The following is a 21,152-nucleotide window of genomic DNA, read 5'->3' as shown; positions in this document are numbered from 1 at the left end:
GCCGGATCAACGGCCGCGCTTGTCGCCCGGGCGGTCGGTGTGGACGCCGCCGGTCATGGTCTTCTGGAACTCCTTCCACATTTCCAGATTGCGCTCGGTGAGCTGGTTCATCATCGCCCACGGCGTCTGCCCGAGCAGGCCGCCCATCTGCTGGCGGAACTGCTGCTGCTGGTCCAGGAAGACCTGCATCGAGCGTTCCAGGTAGCTGCCCATGAACCCCTGCATCGAATCGCCGTAGAAGCGGATGATCTGGCTCAGCAGCTGGGTCGAGAGCACCGGCTCGCCGTCCGACTCCTGGTCGGAGATGATCTGCAGCAGGACCGAGCGGGTCAGGTCCTCGCCGCTCTTGGCGTCGCGCACCTCGAAGTTCTCGCCGTCGACGATGAGTTGGCGCACGTCCTCGATGGTGATGTAGCTGGAGATTTCCGTATCGTAGAGCCGACGGTTCGGGTACTTCTTGATGATGCGCGTGGCGCCCATGAAGCCGGTACTCAAGTCTTTGATGCCGCGCAGCATGGCGCAGCGGGGAAGGGGGCGCAACTGGAACAAGGCATGAATGCGGCCGGCCGCAACGCGCCGCAGACCGTCCGCCGCGGTATGGACACGGGATGCGAGCGCAGCCCGTCGCCCCTCACCACCCCATGTGGTGGCCGCCGTTGATGTCGAGGTTGGAGCCGGTGATCCACGACGCTTCCTCGGCCACCAGGAAGTTCACCGCATAGGCGATCTCCTCCGGGCGTCCCAGCCGGCCGGTCGGGATGTCGGCGGCGATCTTGGCGCGGACCTCCTCGGGCACCGCCATCACCATGTCGGTGGCGACGTACCCGGGCGAGACCGTGTTGACGGTGATCCCGAGCTTGGCGTTCTCGCGCGCCAGCGAAATCGTGAAGCCGTGCATGCCGGCCTTGGCGGCGGCGTAGTTGGCCTGGCCGTATTGGCCCTTGAGGCCGTTGATCGAGCTGATCTGGATGATCCGGCCCCACTTGCGCTCGCGCATGCCCTCGATCACCGGGCGGGTGACGTTGTAGACCGAGTTGAGATTGGTGTTGATGACGTCCTGCCACTGCAGCGCATGCATCTTGTGGAACGTGCCGTCGCGGGTGATGCCGGCGTTGTTGATCAGGATGTCGATGGGCCCGAGCTGGGACTCGACCTCGCGCACCATGCGCTCGGCCTCGACGTGGTCGGACACATCCCCGGCCGCGATCGCGACCTCGTAGCCGGCCTCGCGCAGCTGTTGTTGCCAGGCCTGCGCCTTTTCGGCGTTGCGGTAATTGGTGGCGACGCGATAGCCGCTGTCGGCCAGGCGCCTGACGATGGCCGTGCCGATACCGCCGGTGCCGCCGGTGACCAATGCCACGCGTGCGCTCATTGCCGCCCTCCCGTTGCGATGCAGGCGTCGCCCCCATGGCGACGACAAGCCAGTCTAGCCATGACGCGGAGCGCGTCCAGTGTGCGATGCACCAACCGGATCGGCGATCGGAATACGCGCCGGATCGAAGCACTCGAGCGCGTCTGCACGCCAGGCCGGCACGCTGTCGGCGGTGAGCGGCGACTGCCCCAATGCCTGCCAGGCCGCGCGCAGCGCGGGCAGGGGCTCGGCCGGGTCGGGCGCCTGCGCACCGAGGGACTTGGAGAGCTTGCGCCCAGCGGCATCGCGCAACAGCGGCAGGTGCGCATGGCGCGGGGTGGGCAGCCCGAGCCGTCGCTGGAGCAGGATCTGCCGCGGCGTGGAATCGAGCAGGTCGGCACCGCGGACCACCTCGGTGATGCCCTGGTCCGCATCGTCGACGACCACCGCCAACTGGTACGCCCACATCCCGTCGGCCCGCCGCAGCACGAAGTCGCCGACCTCCGCCCACAGGTCCTGCTCGATCCGGCCGCGCAGTCCATCGTCGAAGGCGATCCGCGTGCCCGGCGGCACGCGCAGGCGGATCGCAGGGTCCGGGCGCGGGCGGGTGGCGACACAACGTCCGCGATGGGTCCCGCCGGCCGCCGCCAGTGCGCTGCGGCTGCAGTGGCAGACGAACGCGTGGCCGTCGGCCAGCAGCCGATCGAGCGCCGACTGGTACAGGGCGTCGCGTGTGCTCTGGCGCACGACCTCGCCGTCCCAGTCCAGGCCGCAGGCGCGCAGCATCGCCAACTGCGCGTCGGCTGCGCCGGCGACCTCGCGTGGCCGGTCGACATCCTCGATCCGTACCCGCCACTGCCCGCCGCTGCGGCGGGCCATCAGCCAACTGCCAAGCGCGGCGACCAGCGAGCCGGCATGCAGGGGGCCGGTCGGGGAGGGCGCGAAGCGGCCGCAGGGTCGGGAGGCGGGGGAAAGGGCCGACATCGCGCCGGAACTGTCTCGAACATGAACTGTCACGGGGCGCACACTGTGGCATCGCCGCCCGTGAATTGAAATCATGGGCATGCGTGCGCAGATTCTTCGCACTCATTCCCATCCCGCCAGACGCAGGCAGACCTTCAAAAGGCCCCCGATGCTCAAGCGCTACGCCCTTCTCATCGCCACCAACTTCGCCGTGCTGGCCCTGGTCAGCATCGTCATGGCCGTTCTCGGCATCAATCCATCGACCTACGCCGGCTTGCTGGTGTTCGCCGCCCTGTTCGGGTTCGGCGGCGCGTTCTTCACGCTGGCGATCTCCAAGTGGTCGGCCAAGCGCTTCACCGGCGCGCAGGTGATCACCGAGCCGCGCAACGAGGCCGAGCGCTGGTTGCTGACGACCGTGCAGCGCCAGGCGCAGATGGCCGGCATCGGCATGCCCGAGGTCGCGATCTACGACGCCCCGGAGATCAACGCGTTCGCTACTGGCGCCCGGCGCGACGCCTCGCTGGTCGCGGTGTCGACCGGTCTGCTGCGCGCGATGACGCGCGAGGAGGCCGAGGCGGTGCTGGCGCACGAGGTCAGCCACGTCGCCAATGGCGACATGGTGACGATGACGCTGCTGCAGGGCGTGCTCAATACCTTCGTGATCTTCCTGGCCCGCGTGGTCGGCCGGGCGATCGACGGCTACCTCAGCGGCGGCCGCGACAACGGCGGCGGCATTGCGTACTTTGCGATCGTGTTCGTGCTCGACATGATCTTCGGTCTGTTCGCGTCGATGATCGCGATGTGGTTCTCGCGCCATCGCGAGTTCCGTGCCGACGCCGGCGGTGCCCAGCTGGCAGGTCGCGAGAAGATGATCGCCGCGCTCGAACGCCTGGCGCAGACCTACGGCGAGAGCACGCTGCCCAAGCAGGTCGCGGCATTCGGCATCAGCGGTGGCGTCGGCGGCGGCCTGAAGCGCCTGTTGATGAGCCATCCGCCGCTCGAGGAGCGCATCACCGCGCTGCGCAATGCCAACCTCGACGGCAGCAGCGTCCGGCAGGGTGTCGTGGCCTAAGCGTCATTTTCTAGTGGAACGAAAAGCCCGCCTCTTCGGCGGGCTTTTTCTTGGCTTTCTCTTCAGATGAGAGGGGCTACTGAGAGCCATCTTCGGATGGGCATCGGCCTATCGGCCGGAAGCCGCTCTCCCCTCGGCAAGGCCGCTTCGCGGTCCGGCCACGCGAAGCACGCGTGGCGTTCGCATGGATGCGCGGCAGTGCCGCGCACGCCATCCATGCTCACCCTGCCTTGACTCGGGCGCGCGCCCGCTCCGCTTCGCGGATCGGTCCGGCCCGGCGCAGCACGCCGGGCGTTCGCCCGCTCTCGCGGCATGCCGCGAGAGCCGAGCGGGCTCACCCATGGCGCGCTTGGCGCGGCCACCGGCCGCCAGTCCGCTGCCGCGGACGTTTGCAGCCTGACTTCGGGGGAGGGCGTCGCACTGGAAGAAGTCGCTCGCTTTCGGTCTCAGTGCGTCGTGCTGGTCGGGGATTGCGATAGCGGGCCAGGGATGGCCCGCGGCGGCGAGTCATCCATGGATGGATGACCGAGCCGGGGAGCAGTCCCCGGCCGGCGCGACGCGCGTTCCGGAGAAGAAAGCCCTTGATCGAGTGGGCACAAGCCAGATTCCCCTGTCGTCGGCCAAGAACCTTTGGAGCGCGGATTCGCGCCGCGTGGCGACTACTCGAAGTCGTAGTGCATGCCCGGGCCGGCGGGCGCGAGGAAGTTGCCTTGCACGTAGTCGATGCCGGCGGCGAACAGGATCGACATGCTGGCCGCGTCCTGGACGAACTCGGCGATCGTGCGGATCCCGATGTCGCGCGCCCGCGCCGCGATCTCGGTCAGACGCGCCTGGTTCTCGGCATTGCTCGGCAGTCCCTGCGTGAAACTGCGGTCGAGCTTGAGCAGATTCGGCTGCAGATGGGTCAGCAACTGGAACGAATCCAGCCCCGCACCGAACTGCTCGAGCGCGAACGCGCAATCGAAGCGCGCGACATGCGCCGCGAAGGCCTGCGTCGCCTTGAGATGCGTGAACACCTTGGATTCGGGCAACTGCAGCACCAGGTACTTGCCCGGCACCTGGTGATGTGCCAGTTGCTCACCGATGAACGCCGCCAGCCCCGCGGCCTCGAGCGAGGCCTGACTGACCTTCACCAACAGCGTCGTGGGCCGCCCCTCGTGCAGGCGCCGGGCAATCGCAGCGATCGCCCGACTGACCACATACCGGTCGATCTGAGCCAGCATGCCGTGGTCCTCGGCGATCTGAAGGAACGTGCCCGGCGCGACGAGCTCGCCATCGCCGCCGTCGAGCCGCAGCAGGCATTCGTAGACCGGCGCGGTATCGCCCTGCAGGTTGATCACCGGCTGGTAGTGCAGCACGAACCCGTCGTGGTCGAGCGCGGCGCGCAGCCGCGCGATCCAGATCTGCAGCCGCTCCTGCTCCAAGCGGTCGGCCGCGCCCGGGTCGAAGACCTCGCACTGGTCGCCGCCGGCGCCGGACGCGGACTCCAGCGCCTGCGTCGCGCGTGCCAGTACCTGACCGACATTGGCGCTGGTTTCGCCGATCTGGATGCCGCCGATGCTCAGCGTCACCACGGTCGAGCGTGCGCCCATGTCGAACACATGATCAGCGAAGCCCGCCCGCAACCGCTCGGCCAGCGCGGCGGTGGCGTGGTAGTCGCCGTCGCGCAGCAACACGGCGAAGGTCGTGCCGCCGTAGCGCGCGGCGATGGCCGGCGCATCGAGCAGCGATTCGAGCCGTGCGGCGGCCGCGGCAAGCAGATCGTCGGCATGGTCCAGGCCGATATCGGCCAGCAACTGCTGGTGCCGATCGGGTTCGATCATCAGAAAGCCATGCCGCGATTGCCCGCGCGCGGCATCGTCGACCGCATCCTCGAGCTCGCGCAGGAACGCCGGGCGATTGAGCAGGCCGGTGACGTGGTCGCGCTGACGGAGTGCTTCGAGCTCGTGCGCGAGCTCCGGATCGATCAGCTCCCGGCGCCGGAACACGACCTGCAGGCAGGGCTCGCCCTCGTACTGGGCAGCGGTGAACTCCATCGCGGCGGGAAACGCGTTGCCGTCCGCGTCGCGGGCCTCGATCTCGTGGCGCAGCGGCGGCGGTTCGCCCCGGCTGAGCGACTTGAGCAGGGTCTTGAAGGCATCGACATGCTGTGGCGCCACCATGTCCAGCAGCGAGACGCCCTCGATCTGCTGGAAGTCGCCGTAGCCGAACATCTCCAGGTACGCCGCGTTGGCGCGGATGTGCATGCCCTCGTGGATATAGGCGATGGGATCGCGCGAGGAGTCGATCAGCGCGTCGCTGCGGCGCTCGCTCTCGCGGACTCGGGCCTCGAGCCGTCGCAGATTGCGCCGCGCCTGGCGATCGGCCCAGGCATCGCGCACCGCGGCCAGCAGTTGCTGCGGCGCGTGGCGTAGCGCCACCGTGCGTGCGCCGTCCAACATGACGTCGATGAAGGCGGTCTCATCGAGCGCATCGACGAGCGCGATGACCGGAATGTCCTGGCCGCTGTCGGCGATGCACTGCAGCGCCTGTGCAAAGGGCAGGGTGACTGCGGCGTGGGCGGCGATCGCCACATCGATCACTTGGCCGGTCAGCAGACGGCCCAATTCCTCGGAAGAGGTCGCGCGCAACGGGCGGACCGCAATGCCGGCATTGCGCAATCCGCTCACGACCGCCTCGGCATCCTCGACACGGTCGTCGACGATCAACAGGCGCAGCGCGGACTCGGCGTTGCTGTCGGGCATGGCGGCCTCCAGTGAAGTGCGCCTTATGCCACGGGGGGCGCCGGGCGTCCATCCGGCACGCCGGTCAGGGCACGCTTGGAGGTGTCGCCGGCGACCTCGCGGACCAGTCGCGGCACCAGATAGCCCGATTGCCTGGCGACCAGCGCCGCGTGCAGCGCGAGTGCGGTGGCATCGTCGACTTCGAAATGAGCCGCACCGGCGACCCGGTCGAGCTGGTGGAGGTAGTAGGGCAGCACGCCGGCCTCGAGCCCGCGCTCGGCCAGGGCCGCCAGCGTCTCGACGCGGTCGTTGACCCCCTTGAGCAGGACCGCCTGGTTCAGCAGCACCGCGCCGGTGGCGCGCAGGCGCCGCATCGCCGCATCGACCTCGCCGTCGAACTCGTTGGCGTGGTTGGCGTGGACCACGATCACCAGCGGCCAGGGCAGTGCGGACAGCCAGTCGGTCAGTTCGGTATCGACCCGCTCGGGCAGCACGATCGGCAACCGGGTGTGGATGCGCAGGCGCCGCACATGCGGAATGCCGCGCAGCGCGTCGGTCAGTTCGACGAGCTTGGCGGTCGACAGCGACAGCGGATCGCCGCCCGACAGCAGCACCTCTTCAATCGAGGCATCGTCACGGATCGCCGCCAGCGCCGCGCCCCAGCCGCCAGCCGCCGCGGTCTCCTCGGCATAGGGAAAGTGGCGGCGGAAGCAGTAGCGGCAATGCACCGCGCAGCTGCCGGTCGCGACCAGCAGCGCTCGCCCCGCGTACTTCTGGATCACGCCATGGCCGGCCTTGGCCGCGCCGTCGCCGACCGCGTCCAGACCGAAGCCGGGCGCCGGGCGCAGTTCCGCCTCCAGCGGCAGGACCTGACGCAGCAGCGGGTCGAACGGGTCGCCTGGGCGCATCCGCGCCACGAAGCCGCGCGGGACCCGCAGCGGGAACTGGGCGGCGGCCTCGGGCGACAGGCCCAGTGCCTGTGCCTGCAGCCCGAGCAGCTCGAGCAACTCGCGCGGATCGCGCACGGCATCGCGCCAGAGTTGCTGCCAGCGGCGCGGCTGCGTCGGAAGGGGGGCTGCGGGTATCATGTACGACTGCGATCCAATTCGAGCCGGCCGCGTGCACCGCTGCCGGGAAACCCCATAGTGTAGCCGCCGGCGACGCCGGCCCAGCAGGAGCGAGCGATGGCCAGTTATGGCATGAACGACGTCAAGAATGGCCAGAAGATCCTGGTCAACAACGAGCCCGCGGTCATCACCGACACCGAATACGTCAAGCCGGGCAAGGGCCAGGCGTTCACGCGCGTGAAGTACCGCCAGATCCGCACGGGCCGGGTGCAGGAAATCACCATGAAGAGCACCGATTCGGTCGAAGCGGCCGATGTGCTCGACACCGACATGCAGTACCTCTACAGCGACGGTGAGTACTGGCACTTCATGAATCCCGAGTCGTTCGAGCAGGTGCAGGCCGACAAGGCCGGCATGGGCGGCGCGGAGAAGTGGCTCAAGGGCGAGGAAGAGTGCGTGGTGACGCTGTGGAACGGCACGCCGATCGCGGTCCAGCCGCCGAACTTCGTCGAGCTGCAGATCACCGAGACCGATCCGGGCGTGCGCGGCGACACCTCGGGCGGCGGCGGCAAGCCGGCGACCCTGGAAACGGGCGCGGTGGTCCGCGTGCCGCTGTTCGTCGGGCAGGAGGAAGTCATCAAGGTCGACACCCGGTCCGGCGAGTACGTCAGCCGCGTCAAGTGATCGATCCGCAGCGCCATCGCCGCGCGATCCGCGACGCCGCGCCATCGCCCACGCGCAGGCGTGGATCTGGCGCCTTGGCGATCGTGCGCGCCATCGCGACGCCGTCGCGATGGCGGCGCGGTGGCGGTGCACTGGTGCTGTTGGCCGCTGCGAATGCGGCGGCCGCGTCGGACTGGGCGCCCCTGCGTGACGCCTGCGCCCGGCAGACGCTTCACGCCCTGTCCGAAGCCGGTGTGCTGCCGGCCGGCGAGGGCGTATCGCTTGCGGCGCAAGCCTGCCGGGCCTGGCCCTACGATCCGTCGCTCACCCTGGCCGCGGTCGCGTATCCGCTGCCGGGGTCGGACGCGGTCGGCGAACGTGCCTTGCGGCTGATCGTCGCGGTCTTGGGCGCGGCGGATGCGCAGGTACATGCCGTGCACGAGACGAGCCTGGAAGAGGATGCGGCCTTTGCCCTCATCGAAGGCGGGCTCCGGCTCGACACGGCGCGCTACGACCTGGCCGAGGGCGTGCGTGCGTTCGGCGTCGTGGTGCGCAGTTCGGCGCCCGGACCGAGCTGCCCCGATGCGCGCGCCAACGACGAGCTGACGTTGTATGTCCGCGACGGTGCGGCCTTGCGACCGGTCTTCAGCTCCAATCTGGTGCTCTGGGCCCGCGTCGAAGGCGAGCCTTGCAGTTGGAGCCGTGGCCAGTATGTGGTGACCGACAATGCCAAGCTCACGATCGCCATCGAGAACACCGCCCACCATGGATTTGCCGACCTGCGCGTGCAGGCGGACGTGACCCGGTCCCACACCGTGGTCGGTAGCGATCGTGAGGACACGTCGCGCCGGCGCGCCAGCCGTGTCCTGCGCTACGACGGGACGCGTTACGACCAGACTGCCCTGGAAAACGGCTTTTTCTGGGCCCAGGAGCCATCGGACGAATGAGCATGCAAGACCCATCGCCCCAGTCGATCGACCTGTTGATCGAAGCCGGCCATGTCGTGCCGGTGGAGCCACACGCGATCGTGCTGGACGACCACGCCGTCGCAGTCCACCGCGGCGAGATCGTCGCGGTGCTGCCGATCGCCGAGGCGCGGCAACGTTTCGCACCGACGCAGACGGTCAGTCGTCCGCAGTCGGCGCTGCTGCCCGGCCTGGTCAACGCGCACACCCACAACCCGATGACGTTGTTGCGCGGGATCGCCGACGACCTGCCGCTGATGGTCTGGCTGCAGCAACACATCTGGCCGGTCGAGGCCGCGGTGATCGGACCGGAGTTCGTCGCCGACGGCATCACGCTGGCGCTGGCCGAGATGCTGCGCGGCGGCACGACCTGCGTCAACGAGAATTACTTCTTCCCCGACGTCCAGGCCGCGGTCTACCGCCAGCACGGCTTCCGTGCGCGCATCGGCCTGCCGGTCATCGATTTTCCGACCGCCTGGGCCAGCAGCGACGACGAGTACTTCGATCGCGCCGGCGAGGTGCACGACCAGTGGCGTGACGATCCGCTGATCGCCACCGCGTTCGCGCCGCATGCGCCGTACACGGTCAACGACGCCAACTTCGAGCGCGTGCGCATGCTCGCCGACCAGCTCGATGTGCCGATCCACCTGCATCTGCACGAGACCGCCCAGGAGGTCGAGCAGTCGCTGCAGCAGTACGGCCAGCGGCCGATCGCGCGGCTCGACCGGCTCGGCCTGGTCAACGACCGCCTGATCGCGGTGCACATGACCCAGCTGACCGAGAGCGAGATCCACCTGTGCGCCGAGCGCGGCGTCAGCGTCGTGCATTGTCCCGAGTCCAACCTCAAGCTCGCCTCGGGCTTCTGCCCGGCCTGCGCGCTCGAGCGCGCGGGCGTCAACGTGGCGATCGGCACCGACGGCGTGGCCAGCAACAACGACCTGGACATGTTCGGCGAGACCCGCACCGCGGCGATCCTGGCCAAGGCAGTGGCCGGCGATGCGTCCGGGTTCGATGCGTTCACCGCGCTGCGCGCGGCCACGCTCGGCGGCGCCCGTGCGATCGGCTTCGGCGACCGGGTCGGCTCGATCGAGGTCGGCAAGCAGGCCGATCTCATCTGTGTCGACCTGTCACCGATCGAGACCCAGCCGCTGCACCATGTCGTCTCGCAGCTGATCTACGCGACCGGGCGCCACCAGGTCAGCGATGTCTGGATCGCAGGCCAGCCCAAGCTGCGCGAGCGCGCGCTGGTCGGGTTCGACCTCGAAGCGATCGTCGCCAATGCCCGCCAGTGGCGGGACCGCATTTCAACGTTACGCACCGGTGCATGACGAGGCCCGCATGAACGCCCGACACGAGAACTACGATCAGGCCGAGCTCGACAAGTTCGGCGCGCTGGCCAGCCGCTGGTGGGATGTGGACGGCCCGCAGCGCCCGCTACATGCGCTTAATCCCGCGCGTCTGGAGTACGTGCGCGCCCGTGCCCGGCTCGATGGCGCCGACGTGCTCGATGTCGGCTGCGGCGGTGGCCTGCTGAGCGAAGCCATGGCCCGGGTCGGCGGCAAGGTGACCGGCATCGACCTGGCCGAGGACCTCATCAAGGTCGCGCGCCTGCACGGGCTGGAAACCGGCATCCAGGCCGACTACCGCGTGCAGTCGGTCGAGGCGCTGGCCGCCGAGCGTCCCGGCAGCTACGACGTCGTGACCTGCATGGAAATGCTCGAGCACGTGCCTGATCCGGCGGCGATCCTGCAGGCCTGCGCGACGCTGCTGCGGCCCGGCGGGCACCTGTTCGTGTCCACCCTCAACCGCACGCCCGCCGCATTCGCATTGGCGATCGTTGGCGCCGAATACGTCGCCCGGCTGCTGCCGCGCGGCACCCATCGCTACGACAGCTTCATCCGGCCGTCCGAGCTTGCCGGCTGGCTGCGTGAGGCCGATCTGCAGCTCGAGGACGTCAGTGGCCTGATGTACGAGCCATGGCGCAACGCCGCCCGGCTGGTCCGCCGGACCGACGTCAACTACGTTGCCTGGGCGCGGAAGCCAGCGTGAGCGGCACAGCGACAGCGCAGGTCCCGATGGCGTTCCCGGCCGGTGCGCTGTTCGATCTCGACGGCACCTTGCTCGACAGCGCGCCCGACATGCTGGCGACGGTCAACCGGATGCGGGACGTCCGCGGCCGCCCGCCGCTGGCGCTGGCCGACATCCGCCCGGTGGTCTCGCGCGGCGCGCGGGCGATGGCCGCTGTCGCGTTTCCCGAGCTCGATGCCGAGGGCGTGGTCGCCCTGGTCCCGGAGTTCCTGGCGGTCTATGGCGAGGAACTGGGCCGGCACAGCCGCCCGTTCGCGGGCATCGAGGCGATGCTGGCCGCACTTGAGGCCGCCGGCACACGCTGGGGTATCGTCACCAACAAGCCCGAAGGGCTGGCACAGCGCATCCTGCCGCAGCTCGGCTGGCAGGACCGCTGCGCCGTCCTGATCGGCGGCGACACGTTGGCAGAGCGCAAGCCGCATCCGTTGCCGCTGCTGCACGCCGCCAGCGCGATCGGGGTTCCGGCACGCGATTGCGTCTACGTCGGTGACGACGCGCGCGACATCCTCGCTGCGCGTGCGGCCGGCATGCCATCGATCGTCGCGCTGTGGGGGTATCGCCTGGACGATGACGATCCGATCGCCTGGCAGGGCGATGCGATGCTCGACACGCCCGATGCCCTGTTGAGACCCGCCGCCTGGCCGCGCCCGATATGAGCGCCACCCCGCACGATGACGACTTCCTCGCCAAGTGGCAGGCGCGATGGCCGGAATGGCGCATCGGCCTGGCCTTCGTGGCCCCGGACCTGCGCGAGCGGGTCCAGGCCTGGTTCGCATTGCTCGACGAGTTCGGCGAGGCCGCCTGGGGCGGCAGCGACCCGACCCCCGGACTGGCCAAGCTGGCCTGGTGGCAGGAAGAACTGCAGGGCTGGGACAAGGGCGCACGCCGGCATCCGTTGGCCGTGCATCTGCAACGGCATGCCGCCCCCTGGGGCACGTTGGCGCTCGCGCTGCGACTGTTGCCGGCCACACGTGAGGCTGTCCCCGAGCCGGCCGCGCACCTGGAGCGGCTGCACGACCTCGCCCTGGCCGTGGCCGCGTGCGAGATGGCGCTGTTCGGCGATGGACGCCGCGACAGCGGGGGCGGGCGCATCACTGCGGCACCGCTGCTGGCACCGCAGGCGATGCTGCGTGGCGACCAGTCGTTGGCCGCGCGTCTGCTTGCGCGGTGGCCGCCGCGCGACGGCGGGACCCGGCCGCGTCGGATCGGCAACGCGATCCTCGCCGCACGCCTGCGGACGCTCGCCCGCCACGGACAACTGCGTCCGGCGAACGGACTGGCCGTGCTCTGGCTGGGCTGGCGCGCGGCGCGCGGCTGAGCGCCGCGGCCCGTGCGACACGCTGCGTTGCAGGGCGGTCGCCGGCCGAGCCGTTAAACTGCGTGCCCCACGCCCGCAAGGGTGTCGTCCCGTCCCCCCGCGAGCGCAGCCTTGAGCGATTCAATCCGTCCCCCCGTCCTTCCCGATGTCGCCGGCGACCAGGCCCAGGCGGCGCGCCTGCTCGACTGGGTCGGCATGGCAGAGATCGCGCTGCCGTTGCGCATCGAGGACGGCGACGGGCAGGCGATCACCGTGCCGGCACGCGCCGATATCGGCGTCAACCTGATCGATCCCGATGCGCGCGGCATCCATATGTCGCGGCTGTATCTGCACCTGCAGGACGCGCTGGCGCGCGAGACCCTCGGGCGCGACACGCTCGCACGCGTGCTGGTCGATTGCATCGACTCCCAGCGCGGCCTGGCCGATCGCGTGCAACTGACCTTGAAGTACGGCCAGTTGCTGCGCCGCGCGGCGCTTGCCAGCGATCACAGCGGCTGGAAGACCTATCCGATCGAGCTCGATGCGGTGCTCGGCCCCGACGGCCTGGCGCTGACGCTGACCCTCTCGGTCGAGTACTCCAGCACATGCCCGGCCTCGGCGGCGCTGTCGCGCCAGCTCAACGCGGCGCGGTTTGCGACCGACTTCGCCGGCAGCACGCCGAGCTTCGACACCGTGCACGACTGGCTGGCCTCGCCGCGCGGCCTGGCGGCGACCCCGCATGCCCAGCGCAGCCGCGCGACTGTGCGCCTGCGGCTGTCGCCCGATGTCGATGCATTGCCGGTCCTGTCGCTGATCGACGCACTCGAACTCGCACTCGGCACACCGGTGCAGACCGCGGTCAAGCGCGAGGACGAACAGGCATTCGCCGCGCTCAACGCCGAGAATCTGATGTTCTGCGAGGATGCCGCCCGTCGTGTCGCCGCGGTGCTGACCGCCGACCCGCGCGTTGCGCGGTTCGAGGCGACCGTCGCTCACTTCGAAAGCCTGCACGCGCACGACGCGGTGGCGCGCGTCAGCGGCTGAGCGCGGACCTTCGCCGCGAGATCCTTCGTGTCGCGGCCCCCCGTCACAAAGAGAAGGGGCGGCCAAAGCCGCCCCTTTTCGTGATGCCGCTTGCCGTCGCTCAGAACTGCAGCGAGAACCGGGCGCTGGCGCCGTGGTCGCGGGCGTCGTCCGACAACGCGCCGCTGTAGCCGAGCTCCAGCAGGCTGTTGGCCGACGTACGGGCAGCGATACCCAGCTCGACCAGCGTGGCTTCGTCGGCGATCGACGGGCTGGTCACCCCGTACCAGCGGCTGCCATCGAACGACAACTGCGCGTCGTGCACCTGGTTGCCACCGGCGTAGCGATAACCCAGGTTGCCGCGCAGGCTCAACCAGCTCTGGTCCTGGGCAGTGCCGCGCAGGTTGACGTTGAAACGCACGCCGGCCGTGGTCAGGTCGACACGGGTGTCGCCGTCGCGGCCGCGCAGCGCTGCAGCGCCGCCGTCCTCGGCGAAGCCGTCGTGGTCGAGCTCGACATGGGCGTACTGCAGGTACGGCTCCAGCTCCCACCGCTCGTTGCCGAAGCGATAGCCCAGTTCCGCGAACGCCTGCCAAGCGGTCGCGTCGTAACGGCCGTGCACGCCATCGGCAAAGCCGGCGAACGCAACGTCGCGCTCGATGTCCAGCTCATGCCACGCGTACGTGTAGCCCGCGCGCAGAGCCAGGCCGTGCCAGGCCCGGGTGCCATAGACGCCCACGTGACGGGTGTCGGCATCGCCCTTGGAGGCGCGGCCGCGCACGTCGAAGTCGGTGCTGCCGACGCCGCCGAGGGCACCGACCCGCCAGCCACCGTCGAGCTGGTGGTCGACACCGACCAGCACCGCGGTGCCGTTGTACTGCGCGCGCGCGGCATTGCCGTCACCGCCGACCCGGCCGCCCTGGCGATGCACTTCGACCCATGCCCCGGTGTGGGCATCGATGTCGCGCTGGCCGCGGAAGCCGTCGTTTCCGGCGCGGGCGAGGGCAGCATCGCGGACCAGGCGACCGCTGTCGATCAGGACCTGCTGCGCGCTGGCGTGGATCTCACCCGAGAGTTGATCGAACGCGTTGCGTGCGTCGGCTTCACCGAGCTGGGTCAGCGGGACCAGCAGGCCCTGATTATCGGGCAGTGCATCGAGCGCCGTCGCCGTGGTGCGCTGGTTGCCGGTCTGTGCCGCGGTCGCGAGCGCCGCACCGCGCGCCACGCCCACATCGATGGCATTCGGCCCGTACAGCAGCGACAGCGACAGGAACGGCGACAGCGCACTGCTGTCGACGCTGTCGAAGGTGCCGGTCACGCCGCCCTGCGCCGACACGATGCGGTACTGCTGGCCGAGCAGGTAGGTGCCGGGCAAGCGGCTGGCGACGAGCGTGCCGCCGTACAGCGTGGCCGAGCCGGTGACCGACAGCAGGTCGGACAGGTTCGGCGGCTGCAGTTCGGCGACCAGTGTGGCGTCGGCGGTCTGCACATAGTCGCCATCGATGACCAGCGTGCCGATCGAGTTGCCGGGCGCGATCGTGCCGGCGACCCAGGTGTCGCCGAGCGTGCCGCTGCCGCCCAGGGTGCCGAGCGCCTCGACGCGCGTCTGCCCACCCGCGACCGTCCCGTTCACGATCGCGACACCGCGTCCGAGGATCGCACCGCTCTGGGCATCGACCACGCCGGTCACCGTCAGCGCGGTGTCCTGCAGGCGTCCATCCTCGGCAATCAACAGGCGCCCGCCTTGCACGAGTACGTCGTCGGCCAGCGCATTGCGGCCGGCCAGCTCCAGCGTACCGCCGGTCACCGTGGCGCCGTTGAAGCTGTTGTCACCCGACAGGCGCAGCCAGCCGCCGGTGTTGGAGTGGAAGCCGAGCCGGCCCGGGCCGCCGATGTCGTTGGTCCAGTCGTCCCAGGCATCGCCGTCCCAGACCTTGATGCCGCCTGCGGCCTGGTCCATGACGATGTCGGTGTCGACGCGCAGCTGGCCGTAGCCCTCGATTGCCTTCTCCAGGTTGAGCAGGCCCCAGCCATAGATGTCGTCGACACCTTCCTCGCCCAGGTCGGTCGCAGTGGTCAGCATGACGTCGCGGATCTGGTGGCCTTCGAGATACGGGAAGCGCTCGAACAGCAGCCCGAGCGCGCCGGTGACGTGCGGGGCGGCCATCGAGGTGCCGGTGTAGTCGGCATAGGCGTACTCCACGCCACCGTTGCGGTCTTCGAATTCGTAGCGCACATTGCCTGCATCATCCACGACGATGTCTGTACCGGTCGGACCGCCATCGAGCACGGAGGACGTGATGTTCGTGCCCGGCGCCGTGATGCACCACTGCGCTGCGGCACCGCAACGCATGGAGCCGGCGGACAGCACGCCGTCCTCATTGAGATTGGCGACAGCGACCCAGTACTTCTCGATGTCCGGAAACAGGTAGGGCGTCATGCCGGGGATCGTCGTGATCGGTTGTTCCTCAAGCGTGGCGCCAGGCGCATCGGTGTTGCCTGCGGCGACAACCTGCAGCATGCCGGATTGACGAGAGGCTTCCGCCATTGCAGCCAGTTGCTCGTAGATCCCCGGATTGCTTGCCTCCAGACCGTCGAGAACCGCATGCACGGTGGCGTTATCGCGAATGGTGTAGCCCCAGCCCCAGCTGTGGTTCATCGCGCGTACGCCATGTGCGATGGCTTGGTCATACATGCCAACGAGAGCCGACGTCGAAGCACCCATGGACAGCGATACGCAACCGATGTTGGCGAATGCGCACAGCACGTCGATTTCCTCGTAGCTGTCTGAGAACAAGCGGGCGGAGCTCAGGTCGGCACCCCAGGCCACACCATGCATGCCGGTGCCGTCGCGATTGGCTGCCATTGTTCCTGCCACGTGCGTGCCGTGGCTTTCGTAGCTGTAGCAGACCTGGCCGATACAATCCTCGAATCCGGGATTGACGAATGGGCGCAGTTCTTCATCGAGATACAGACCGCTGACAGCGGCTTCATCGCCTTTCGTATAAAAGCAGGCATCTGGCCCGCCCAGAGCACCTTGCTGAGCACACAACGTGCCGTCCTCGAGCACATCGGCCATCGTGATGGCCCTGTGATCCTTGCCCGCGAACTCCGGATGGTCGAAGCCTGCGCCCGAATCCAGCAGCCCCAGTCGCACGCCAGCGCCGCTGAGACCGCGCGCATACGCGTGATGGGCGTTGATGACTTCCAGTCCCCAGTCTGCCTGGAACTCCTCGGTGACCCAGGACGTGGGATCGGTGGGTTGCGACGGCATGGCGGCTGACATGGCGCGGGGCGCGACGCCGGTCGAAGCCGAGCTGGCCTGGGCATCGTCGCGCAGGCGCCAGCGCGCAGTGAACCCATCGGTGAACAGGATCGGCTGCGTGGTCGAGGGCGTCGCTCTGCTGTTGAAGAATGCCCCGGAAATCGCGGACTCGACCGCGGACTGCGTGTTTCCGGACGAAGATGTCTGTGCTGAAACCGGCAACGAGGCCAGTGCCAGGACGCCACAGGAAATGGCCAGTGCGAGACGCGAGCGCGAAATGCGCGTGCTGCGTGAGCGTGGAACGGTACTGCGTCGAGTCATGCTGCTTCCCTAAATTGACTGAACAAACGCCGCCGGTGATGTGAATCATCCAGCTGGCGTTCATCCATGTTAACTGGGACGCTGGGCAAAGGAATCGGGGCAGACCCCATGTCGATCAGTTGTTTGCGTCGATGACGCGAACACGGATTGTCAATGCGCGTGCCGGTCCAGGGCGGTCGATCCGTAGCATCCAGTCGCCCATGCGGTCGGGGGCCTGCAGGACGGCACGGCCATCGGCGCCGACCGTCGTGACGCCATGGCCGTCCTGGATTGTGCTGCCTGGGGGCGCACGACCTTCCAGCCGCGTGCCGCGTACGACAGTGGAAGGAAAGCGCACGCGCGATTGCGTCACTTCTTCGCCGGGCTGCGTCAATCGTGGCCCCTGCGTCTTGGTGATGTCGGCGCTGGCAACGGGAGGAGGCGGAAGCGGCCTCGATGCGCACCCGGCAACCGCGGGTGCTGCGAGCACGACAAGAAGAATGCTGTTGAACGCCGACATGGTGTGAGGAAGTCTAACCAAGTGCGCCTCCAGGATCCCAACGCCTCGACCCTGACGAACGCGCCGCCGCGCGTGGGGAAGGCGAACAACGTGGACACCCGCCGTCAGCGCTCCAACACAAGCTGGGGATCGATCCGGACATCGAACCGCGCCTCCATGATCCCAACGCTTCGCGACTCTGACGAACGCGCCGCCGCGCGTGGGAAGGGCGAACAACGTGGACAAAAACCCCTCAGCGCTCCAACACAAGCTGGGGATCGATCCGGACGTCAAACCAATTCATCCCCCAATGCAGATGCGGCCCCGTCGCGCGCCCGGTCGCCCCGACCGCGCCAATCACCTGGCCCCGTTCGACGCGATCCCCGACCTTGGCGTCGAGCCGCGAGAGATGCAGAAAGTTGGAGCTCACGCCATGGCCGTGGTCGAGCAGCAGTGTGCCGCCGGTCAGATAGAGGTCGGGCGCAGCGAAGGTCACGATGCCGGCGGCGGGCGCCTTGACCGGCGTGCCGGTCGGCGCAGCGATGTCCATGCCCGAGTGCGGCGCGCCCGGCTGCCCGTTGTACGAACGCGCACGCCCGAAGCGCCCGCTGATCCGCCCTTCGACCGGGCGCAGGAAACGGCCGCCGAAGTCGACGCGCGCGTCGTCGCGCGTCCGCGCCTGGGTCACTTGCGCCTGTTCGCGGCGGATGCGCTCGGCAATCGCCGGCGGCGGATTGACGGTGGCCGGCGGCACGCCGTTGACGCGTTCGATCGGCCAGTCGCGCGGCGCAACGTTGATCGTGGCGACATGCTCGCGACCTTCGGGATCGATCACCTGCACCTGGACCGGGCCGACCTCGTCGCGACCGATGCCCAGCGCCACCGTTCCGTAGCCGCTGACACGTAGTGCGCGGTCGCGATAGCGCACCTGGCTGCCTGCCGGCACCTTGCCGACGACCAGGCTGCCTTGCTCGACGCGCTCTGGAAAGCGCAGCGCGCCGGTGTCCTGGGCGGCGAGCGGCAGTGCGAGCAGGGCGCAGAGCAGCAGTACGAAACGTGTCGGCATCGGGAGGCGCAGTGCAGCGGAAGGGGCGGGCAGAATAGGCGGACGTGCATGAAGCTGCAGTGGCCTGGGCGCCAGCCCGGCCCCGGCGCTCAGCGCGCGAAGGCCAGACGCTGGCCGGCTGGATCGCCCACCAGGTGCGTGCCGTCCCAGGCCAGTTGGCCATTGACCCAGGTCGAGGCGATCTTCGAGCGGAACGTCGTGCCCTCGAACGGCGACCACCCGCATTTGGACAGCACCTGCTCGCGCTGCACGGTGAACGGCGTGTCCTCCACCAGCACCAGGTCGGCGAAGTAGCCTTCGCGCAGGAAGCCGCGCTCGGCAACGTCGAACAGCTGCGCCGGCGCGTGCGCGAACTTCTGCACCACGCGCGTGATGTCGAAGTGTCCCTCGTGGACACATTCGAGCGCGGCAACGAGCGCGAACTGCACCAGGGGCAGCCCGCTCGGCGCGCGGGTATAGGGGTTGTGCTTCTCGGCCAGCGTGTGCGGTGCATGGTCGGTGGCGAGCACGTCGATGACGTCGTCGGCCAGCGCCGCCAGCAGTGCGCTGCGGTCGGAGGCGTCCTTGATCGCCGGATTGCATTTGATCAGGTGCCCGAGCCGCGCATAGTCGGCGCGGTCGAAGCGCAGGAAGTGGATGCAGGTCTCGGCGGTGATGCGCTTGCGCAGCCGTCCGTCCGCATCCACCAGGGGGCCGGCTTCGAACAGCGCCAGCTCCTCGGCAGTGGAGATGTGCAGCACGTGCAGCCGGGTGTCGTGGCGACGCGCCAGTGCCAGCGCCAGTCGCGTCGACTTGATGCAGGCCTCGCGCGAGCGGATGTCGGGGTGGCACTGCGCCGGGATGTCGTCGCCGTACTTCGCCACGTACTCGCGCTGGATCGCGTCGATCGTCGGCGTGTCCTCGCAGTGGGTGATGATCGGCACCGGCGTCTCGCGAAAGATGCCATCAAGCGTGTCGGGGTCGTCGACCAGCATGTTGCCGGTCGAGGCGCCCATGAACACCTTGACGCCCGGCGTGGTCAGCGGATCGATCCGCCGCACGTGATCGAGGTTGTCGTTGCTCGCGCCCATGTAGAAGCCGTAGTTCGCGCGCGCACGGCCGGCGGCACGGTCGTACTTGTCCTGCAGCGCGGCCGCATTCAAGGTCGGCGGGCTGGTATTGGGCATGTCCATGAAGCTGGTCAGGCCGCCGGCGACCGCGGCGGCCGATTCGCTGGCGATGTCGGCCTTGTGCTCCAGGCCCGGCTCGCGGAAATGCACCTGGTCGTCGATCATGCCCGGCAACAGCCAGCGCCCGGCGGCATCGACGACGCGCTCGCCCTCGCGTGCGGACAGGTCGCCACCGATCTCGGCGATGCGGCCGTCGGCGCCGATGCGCAGATCGCCCTCGACGATGCGGCCCTCGTTGACCAGGCGGGCGTTGCGGATCAGGGTCTGGGTCATGGCTTGGGGTCCATTTCGGGCATCGGCACCGGATCGTGCCCGCCGGGGTGGAGGGGGTGACAGCGCGAGAGCCGACGCAGGGCCAGCCAGCCGCCGCGCCATGCGCCGAACCGGGCGATGGCGATCATGGCGTACTGCGAGCAGCTGGGATGGAAGCGGCAACGCTGGCCGAGCAACGGACTGACGAACCGCTTGTAGCCCTGCAGCAGGGCGATGAGGAGACGCTCGATCACGGCAGGTCGGCAGAGGCGATGAATGCGGCGGCCGGTTCGGTTGCCGCTGCAGGGTTTGCAGGGTATAACAGCCCGCTTCCCCGTCCAAGGGAATGACAAGGATCGCAGCTCGTGGCAGCCAAGAAACCCGTAAAAAAGGCCGTCAAGAAGGCCGTCAAGCCCGCAGCCAAGGCGCCCGCCAAGGTTGCGACCAAGAAGTCTGCCCCCGCGAAGAAGGCCCCGGCCGTCAAGAAGGTGGCCAAGTCTGCGCCCGTGACCAAGAAGGCCGCCGCCAAGAAGGCCGTGGCCAAGCCGGCGACCAAGAAGACGCCGGCCGCCAAGACGCCTGCCAAGAAGGCGGCGCCGTCGAAGGCGCCGGCCAAGAAGATCGCCAAGGCCGCTGCGGTCAACAAGACCGTGGCGCCGAAGCCGGCGACGAACACCAAGGCCGCCGCTCCGTCGGCAGCCAACAAGTCCGTCGCCAAAAAGGCGGCACCGGCAAAGTCGGTCATCGACAAGCCTGTCGCCAAACCGGAGGCCGCGTCTGCGAAGGCGACGTCGGCGCCGGCGAAAACCGCCGCACCCAAGCCGGTGCCGGCTTCCACTCCCACAACACGTCCGCGTCCGGCCGGCAAGGTCGCCGTCGCGGTCGTGGCGCGCCAGCCGGAGCCGGCGCCCAGAACGAAGGTGAAGGTCGTGCAGTACAAGACCGATGAAGAGACAGGTCGTCCCATCCTCCCGGCGGGCTACAAGCCCTCCGCCGACGAGGAGTACATGAGTCCGTTGCAGCTCGAGTATTTCCGTCAGCGCCTGCTGCAGTGGCGCGCGGACCTGGTCGAGGAATCCAAGCAGACGATCGAGAACCTCAAGGACGAAGTCCGCGATGTCGGCGACGAGGCGGAACGTGCGACGCGGGAGACCGAGAACTCGCTCGAGCTTCGCACGCGCGACCGCTACCGCAAGCTGATCGGCAAGATCGACAGCACGCTCAAGCGTGTCGACTCGGGCGAGTACGGCTACAGCGTGGACTCGGGCGAGGAGATCGGTCTCGACCGTCTCGAGGCGCGCCTGACGGCCGAGCGCACGATCGACGAGCAGGAACGTTGGGAACATCTGCAAAAGCAGATGGGGGATTGACGGTTTTCCGCCGATCGCT

At 68.8% G+C, this 21,152-nt stretch carries 20 protein-coding genes; 10 read left to right on the top strand and 10 right to left on the bottom strand.

Features of this window, described 5'->3' with window-relative positions; genetic code table 11:
- Positions 1-6 precede the first annotated feature (6 nt).
- The 3 genes from phaR to gluQRS all read right to left on the bottom strand — a co-directional run bounded on the left by phaR (position 7) and on the right by gluQRS (position 2,335).
- On the bottom strand, positions 7-480 hold the full coding sequence (phaR, locus tag FHW73_RS12640; RefSeq protein ID WP_183427118.1) for a polyhydroxyalkanoate synthesis repressor PhaR: 474 nt from the start codon (positions 478-480) through the stop codon (positions 7-9).
- 151 nt (positions 481-631) lie between these two features.
- Positions 632-1,372 carry an acetoacetyl-CoA reductase gene (gene phbB, locus FHW73_RS12635; RefSeq protein ID WP_183427091.1) on the bottom strand — a complete coding sequence of 247 codons (741 nt, stop codon included), beginning with the start codon at positions 1,370-1,372 and terminating at the stop codon, positions 632-634.
- Between the two features lie 54 nt (positions 1,373-1,426).
- The gene (gene gluQRS / locus FHW73_RS12630) at positions 1,427-2,335 is read right to left on the bottom strand and encodes a tRNA glutamyl-Q(34) synthetase GluQRS (protein ID WP_183427090.1); all 909 of its coding nucleotides are present in this window, start codon (positions 2,333-2,335) and stop codon (positions 1,427-1,429) included.
- A 148-nt stretch (positions 2,336-2,483) separates the two neighbouring features.
- On the opposite strand from gluQRS, the gene htpX reads away from it, so the two are divergent.
- The gene (gene htpX / locus FHW73_RS12625) at positions 2,484-3,386 is read left to right on the top strand and encodes a protease HtpX (protein ID WP_183427089.1); all 903 of its coding nucleotides are present in this window, start codon (positions 2,484-2,486) and stop codon (positions 3,384-3,386) included.
- A gap of 659 nt (positions 3,387-4,045) precedes the next feature.
- Here htpX and FHW73_RS12620 read toward each other — a convergent pair.
- Both FHW73_RS12620 and epmB read right to left on the bottom strand, forming a co-directional pair.
- Positions 4,046-6,130, bottom strand: a complete 2,085-nt coding sequence (locus FHW73_RS12620; RefSeq protein WP_183427088.1) for an EAL domain-containing protein — start codon at positions 6,128-6,130, stop codon at positions 4,046-4,048.
- 23 nt (positions 6,131-6,153) lie between these two features.
- The gene (gene epmB / locus FHW73_RS12615) at positions 6,154-7,197 is read right to left on the bottom strand and encodes an EF-P beta-lysylation protein EpmB (RefSeq protein ID WP_183427087.1); all 1,044 of its coding nucleotides are present in this window, start codon (positions 7,195-7,197) and stop codon (positions 6,154-6,156) included.
- Positions 7,198-7,293: 96 nt separating this feature from the next.
- On the opposite strand from epmB, the gene efp reads away from it, so the two are divergent.
- The 7 genes from efp (at position 7,294) to folE2 (ending at position 13,233) form a co-directional block, all read left to right on the top strand.
- Positions 7,294-7,860, top strand: a complete 567-nt coding sequence (efp, locus tag FHW73_RS12610) for an elongation factor P (RefSeq protein WP_047135839.1) — start codon at positions 7,294-7,296, stop codon at positions 7,858-7,860.
- Positions 7,861-7,934: 74 nt separating this feature from the next.
- Positions 7,935-8,786, top strand: coding sequence for a hypothetical protein (locus FHW73_RS12605; protein WP_183427086.1), 852 nt, complete (start codon positions 7,935-7,937; stop codon positions 8,784-8,786).
- A gap of 2 nt (positions 8,787-8,788) precedes the next feature.
- A complete protein-coding gene (locus tag FHW73_RS12600; RefSeq protein ID WP_183427117.1) occupies positions 8,789-10,132 on the top strand; it encodes a TRZ/ATZ family hydrolase in 1,344 nt (447 codons plus the stop codon).
- A gap of 10 nt (positions 10,133-10,142) precedes the next feature.
- On the top strand, positions 10,143-10,853 hold the full coding sequence (gene ubiG / locus FHW73_RS12595) for a bifunctional 2-polyprenyl-6-hydroxyphenol methylase/3-demethylubiquinol 3-O-methyltransferase UbiG (protein WP_183427085.1): 711 nt from the start codon (positions 10,143-10,145) through the stop codon (positions 10,851-10,853).
- A 26-nt stretch (positions 10,854-10,879) separates the two neighbouring features.
- The gene (locus FHW73_RS12590) at positions 10,880-11,548 is read left to right on the top strand and encodes a phosphoglycolate phosphatase (protein ID WP_183427116.1); all 669 of its coding nucleotides are present in this window, start codon (positions 10,880-10,882) and stop codon (positions 11,546-11,548) included.
- Positions 11,545-12,210 carry a phytoene/squalene synthase family protein gene (locus FHW73_RS12585; RefSeq protein WP_183427084.1) on the top strand — a complete coding sequence of 222 codons (666 nt, stop codon included), beginning with the start codon at positions 11,545-11,547 and terminating at the stop codon, positions 12,208-12,210. The genes FHW73_RS12590 and FHW73_RS12585 overlap by 4 nt, the downstream gene beginning before the upstream one ends.
- A gap of 111 nt (positions 12,211-12,321) precedes the next feature.
- Positions 12,322-13,233, top strand: coding sequence for a GTP cyclohydrolase FolE2 (gene folE2, locus FHW73_RS12580; RefSeq protein WP_221187539.1), 912 nt, complete (start codon positions 12,322-12,324; stop codon positions 13,231-13,233).
- A gap of 100 nt (positions 13,234-13,333) precedes the next feature.
- On the opposite strand, the gene FHW73_RS12575 is transcribed toward folE2, so the two are convergent.
- Entirely contained in the window at positions 13,334-16,486 is a 3,153-nt protein-coding gene (locus tag FHW73_RS12575) for an autotransporter serine protease (RefSeq protein ID WP_255492957.1), read from the bottom strand.
- Here FHW73_RS12575 and FHW73_RS17490 point away from each other — a divergent pair.
- The gene (locus FHW73_RS17490; RefSeq protein ID WP_255492956.1) at positions 16,449-16,811 is read left to right on the top strand and encodes a hypothetical protein; all 363 of its coding nucleotides are present in this window, start codon (positions 16,449-16,451) and stop codon (positions 16,809-16,811) included. The genes FHW73_RS12575 and FHW73_RS17490 overlap by 38 nt on opposite strands.
- Positions 16,812-16,913: 102 nt before the next feature.
- Here FHW73_RS17490 and FHW73_RS12570 read toward each other — a convergent pair whose 3' ends face one another.
- The 4 genes from FHW73_RS12570 to yidD all read right to left on the bottom strand — a co-directional run bounded on the left by FHW73_RS12570 (position 16,914) and on the right by yidD (position 20,017).
- Complete coding sequence (locus FHW73_RS12570; RefSeq protein ID WP_183427082.1) at positions 16,914-17,297, bottom strand: hypothetical protein; 384 nt, start codon at positions 17,295-17,297, stop codon at positions 16,914-16,916.
- 232 nt (positions 17,298-17,529) lie between these two features.
- Positions 17,530-18,342 carry a M23 family metallopeptidase gene (locus FHW73_RS12565; RefSeq protein ID WP_183427081.1) on the bottom strand — a complete coding sequence of 271 codons (813 nt, stop codon included), beginning with the start codon at positions 18,340-18,342 and terminating at the stop codon, positions 17,530-17,532.
- 89 nt (positions 18,343-18,431) lie between these two features.
- Positions 18,432-19,784 carry a dihydroorotase gene (locus FHW73_RS12560; protein ID WP_183427080.1) on the bottom strand — a complete coding sequence of 451 codons (1,353 nt, stop codon included), beginning with the start codon at positions 19,782-19,784 and terminating at the stop codon, positions 18,432-18,434.
- Positions 19,781-20,017, bottom strand: a complete 237-nt coding sequence (yidD, locus tag FHW73_RS12555) for a membrane protein insertion efficiency factor YidD (protein WP_183427079.1) — start codon at positions 20,015-20,017, stop codon at positions 19,781-19,783. Before yidD ends, FHW73_RS12560 begins: the two co-directional genes overlap by 4 nt.
- 111 nt (positions 20,018-20,128) lie before the next feature.
- On the opposite strand from yidD, the gene dksA reads away from it, so the two are divergent.
- The gene (gene dksA / locus FHW73_RS12550; RefSeq protein ID WP_183427078.1) at positions 20,129-21,133 is read left to right on the top strand and encodes an RNA polymerase-binding protein DksA; all 1,005 of its coding nucleotides are present in this window, start codon (positions 20,129-20,131) and stop codon (positions 21,131-21,133) included.
- Positions 21,134-21,152 lie beyond the last annotated feature (19 nt).

Origin of the sequence: Luteimonas sp. RC10 (assembly GCF_014192745.1) — a bacterium.
In the GTDB taxonomy this organism is placed as follows: Bacteria; Pseudomonadota; Gammaproteobacteria; order Xanthomonadales; family Xanthomonadaceae; genus Luteimonas.
The sequence above is the reverse complement of the archived record's forward strand: the minus strand, read 5'-3'. Positions and strand labels throughout refer to the sequence as shown.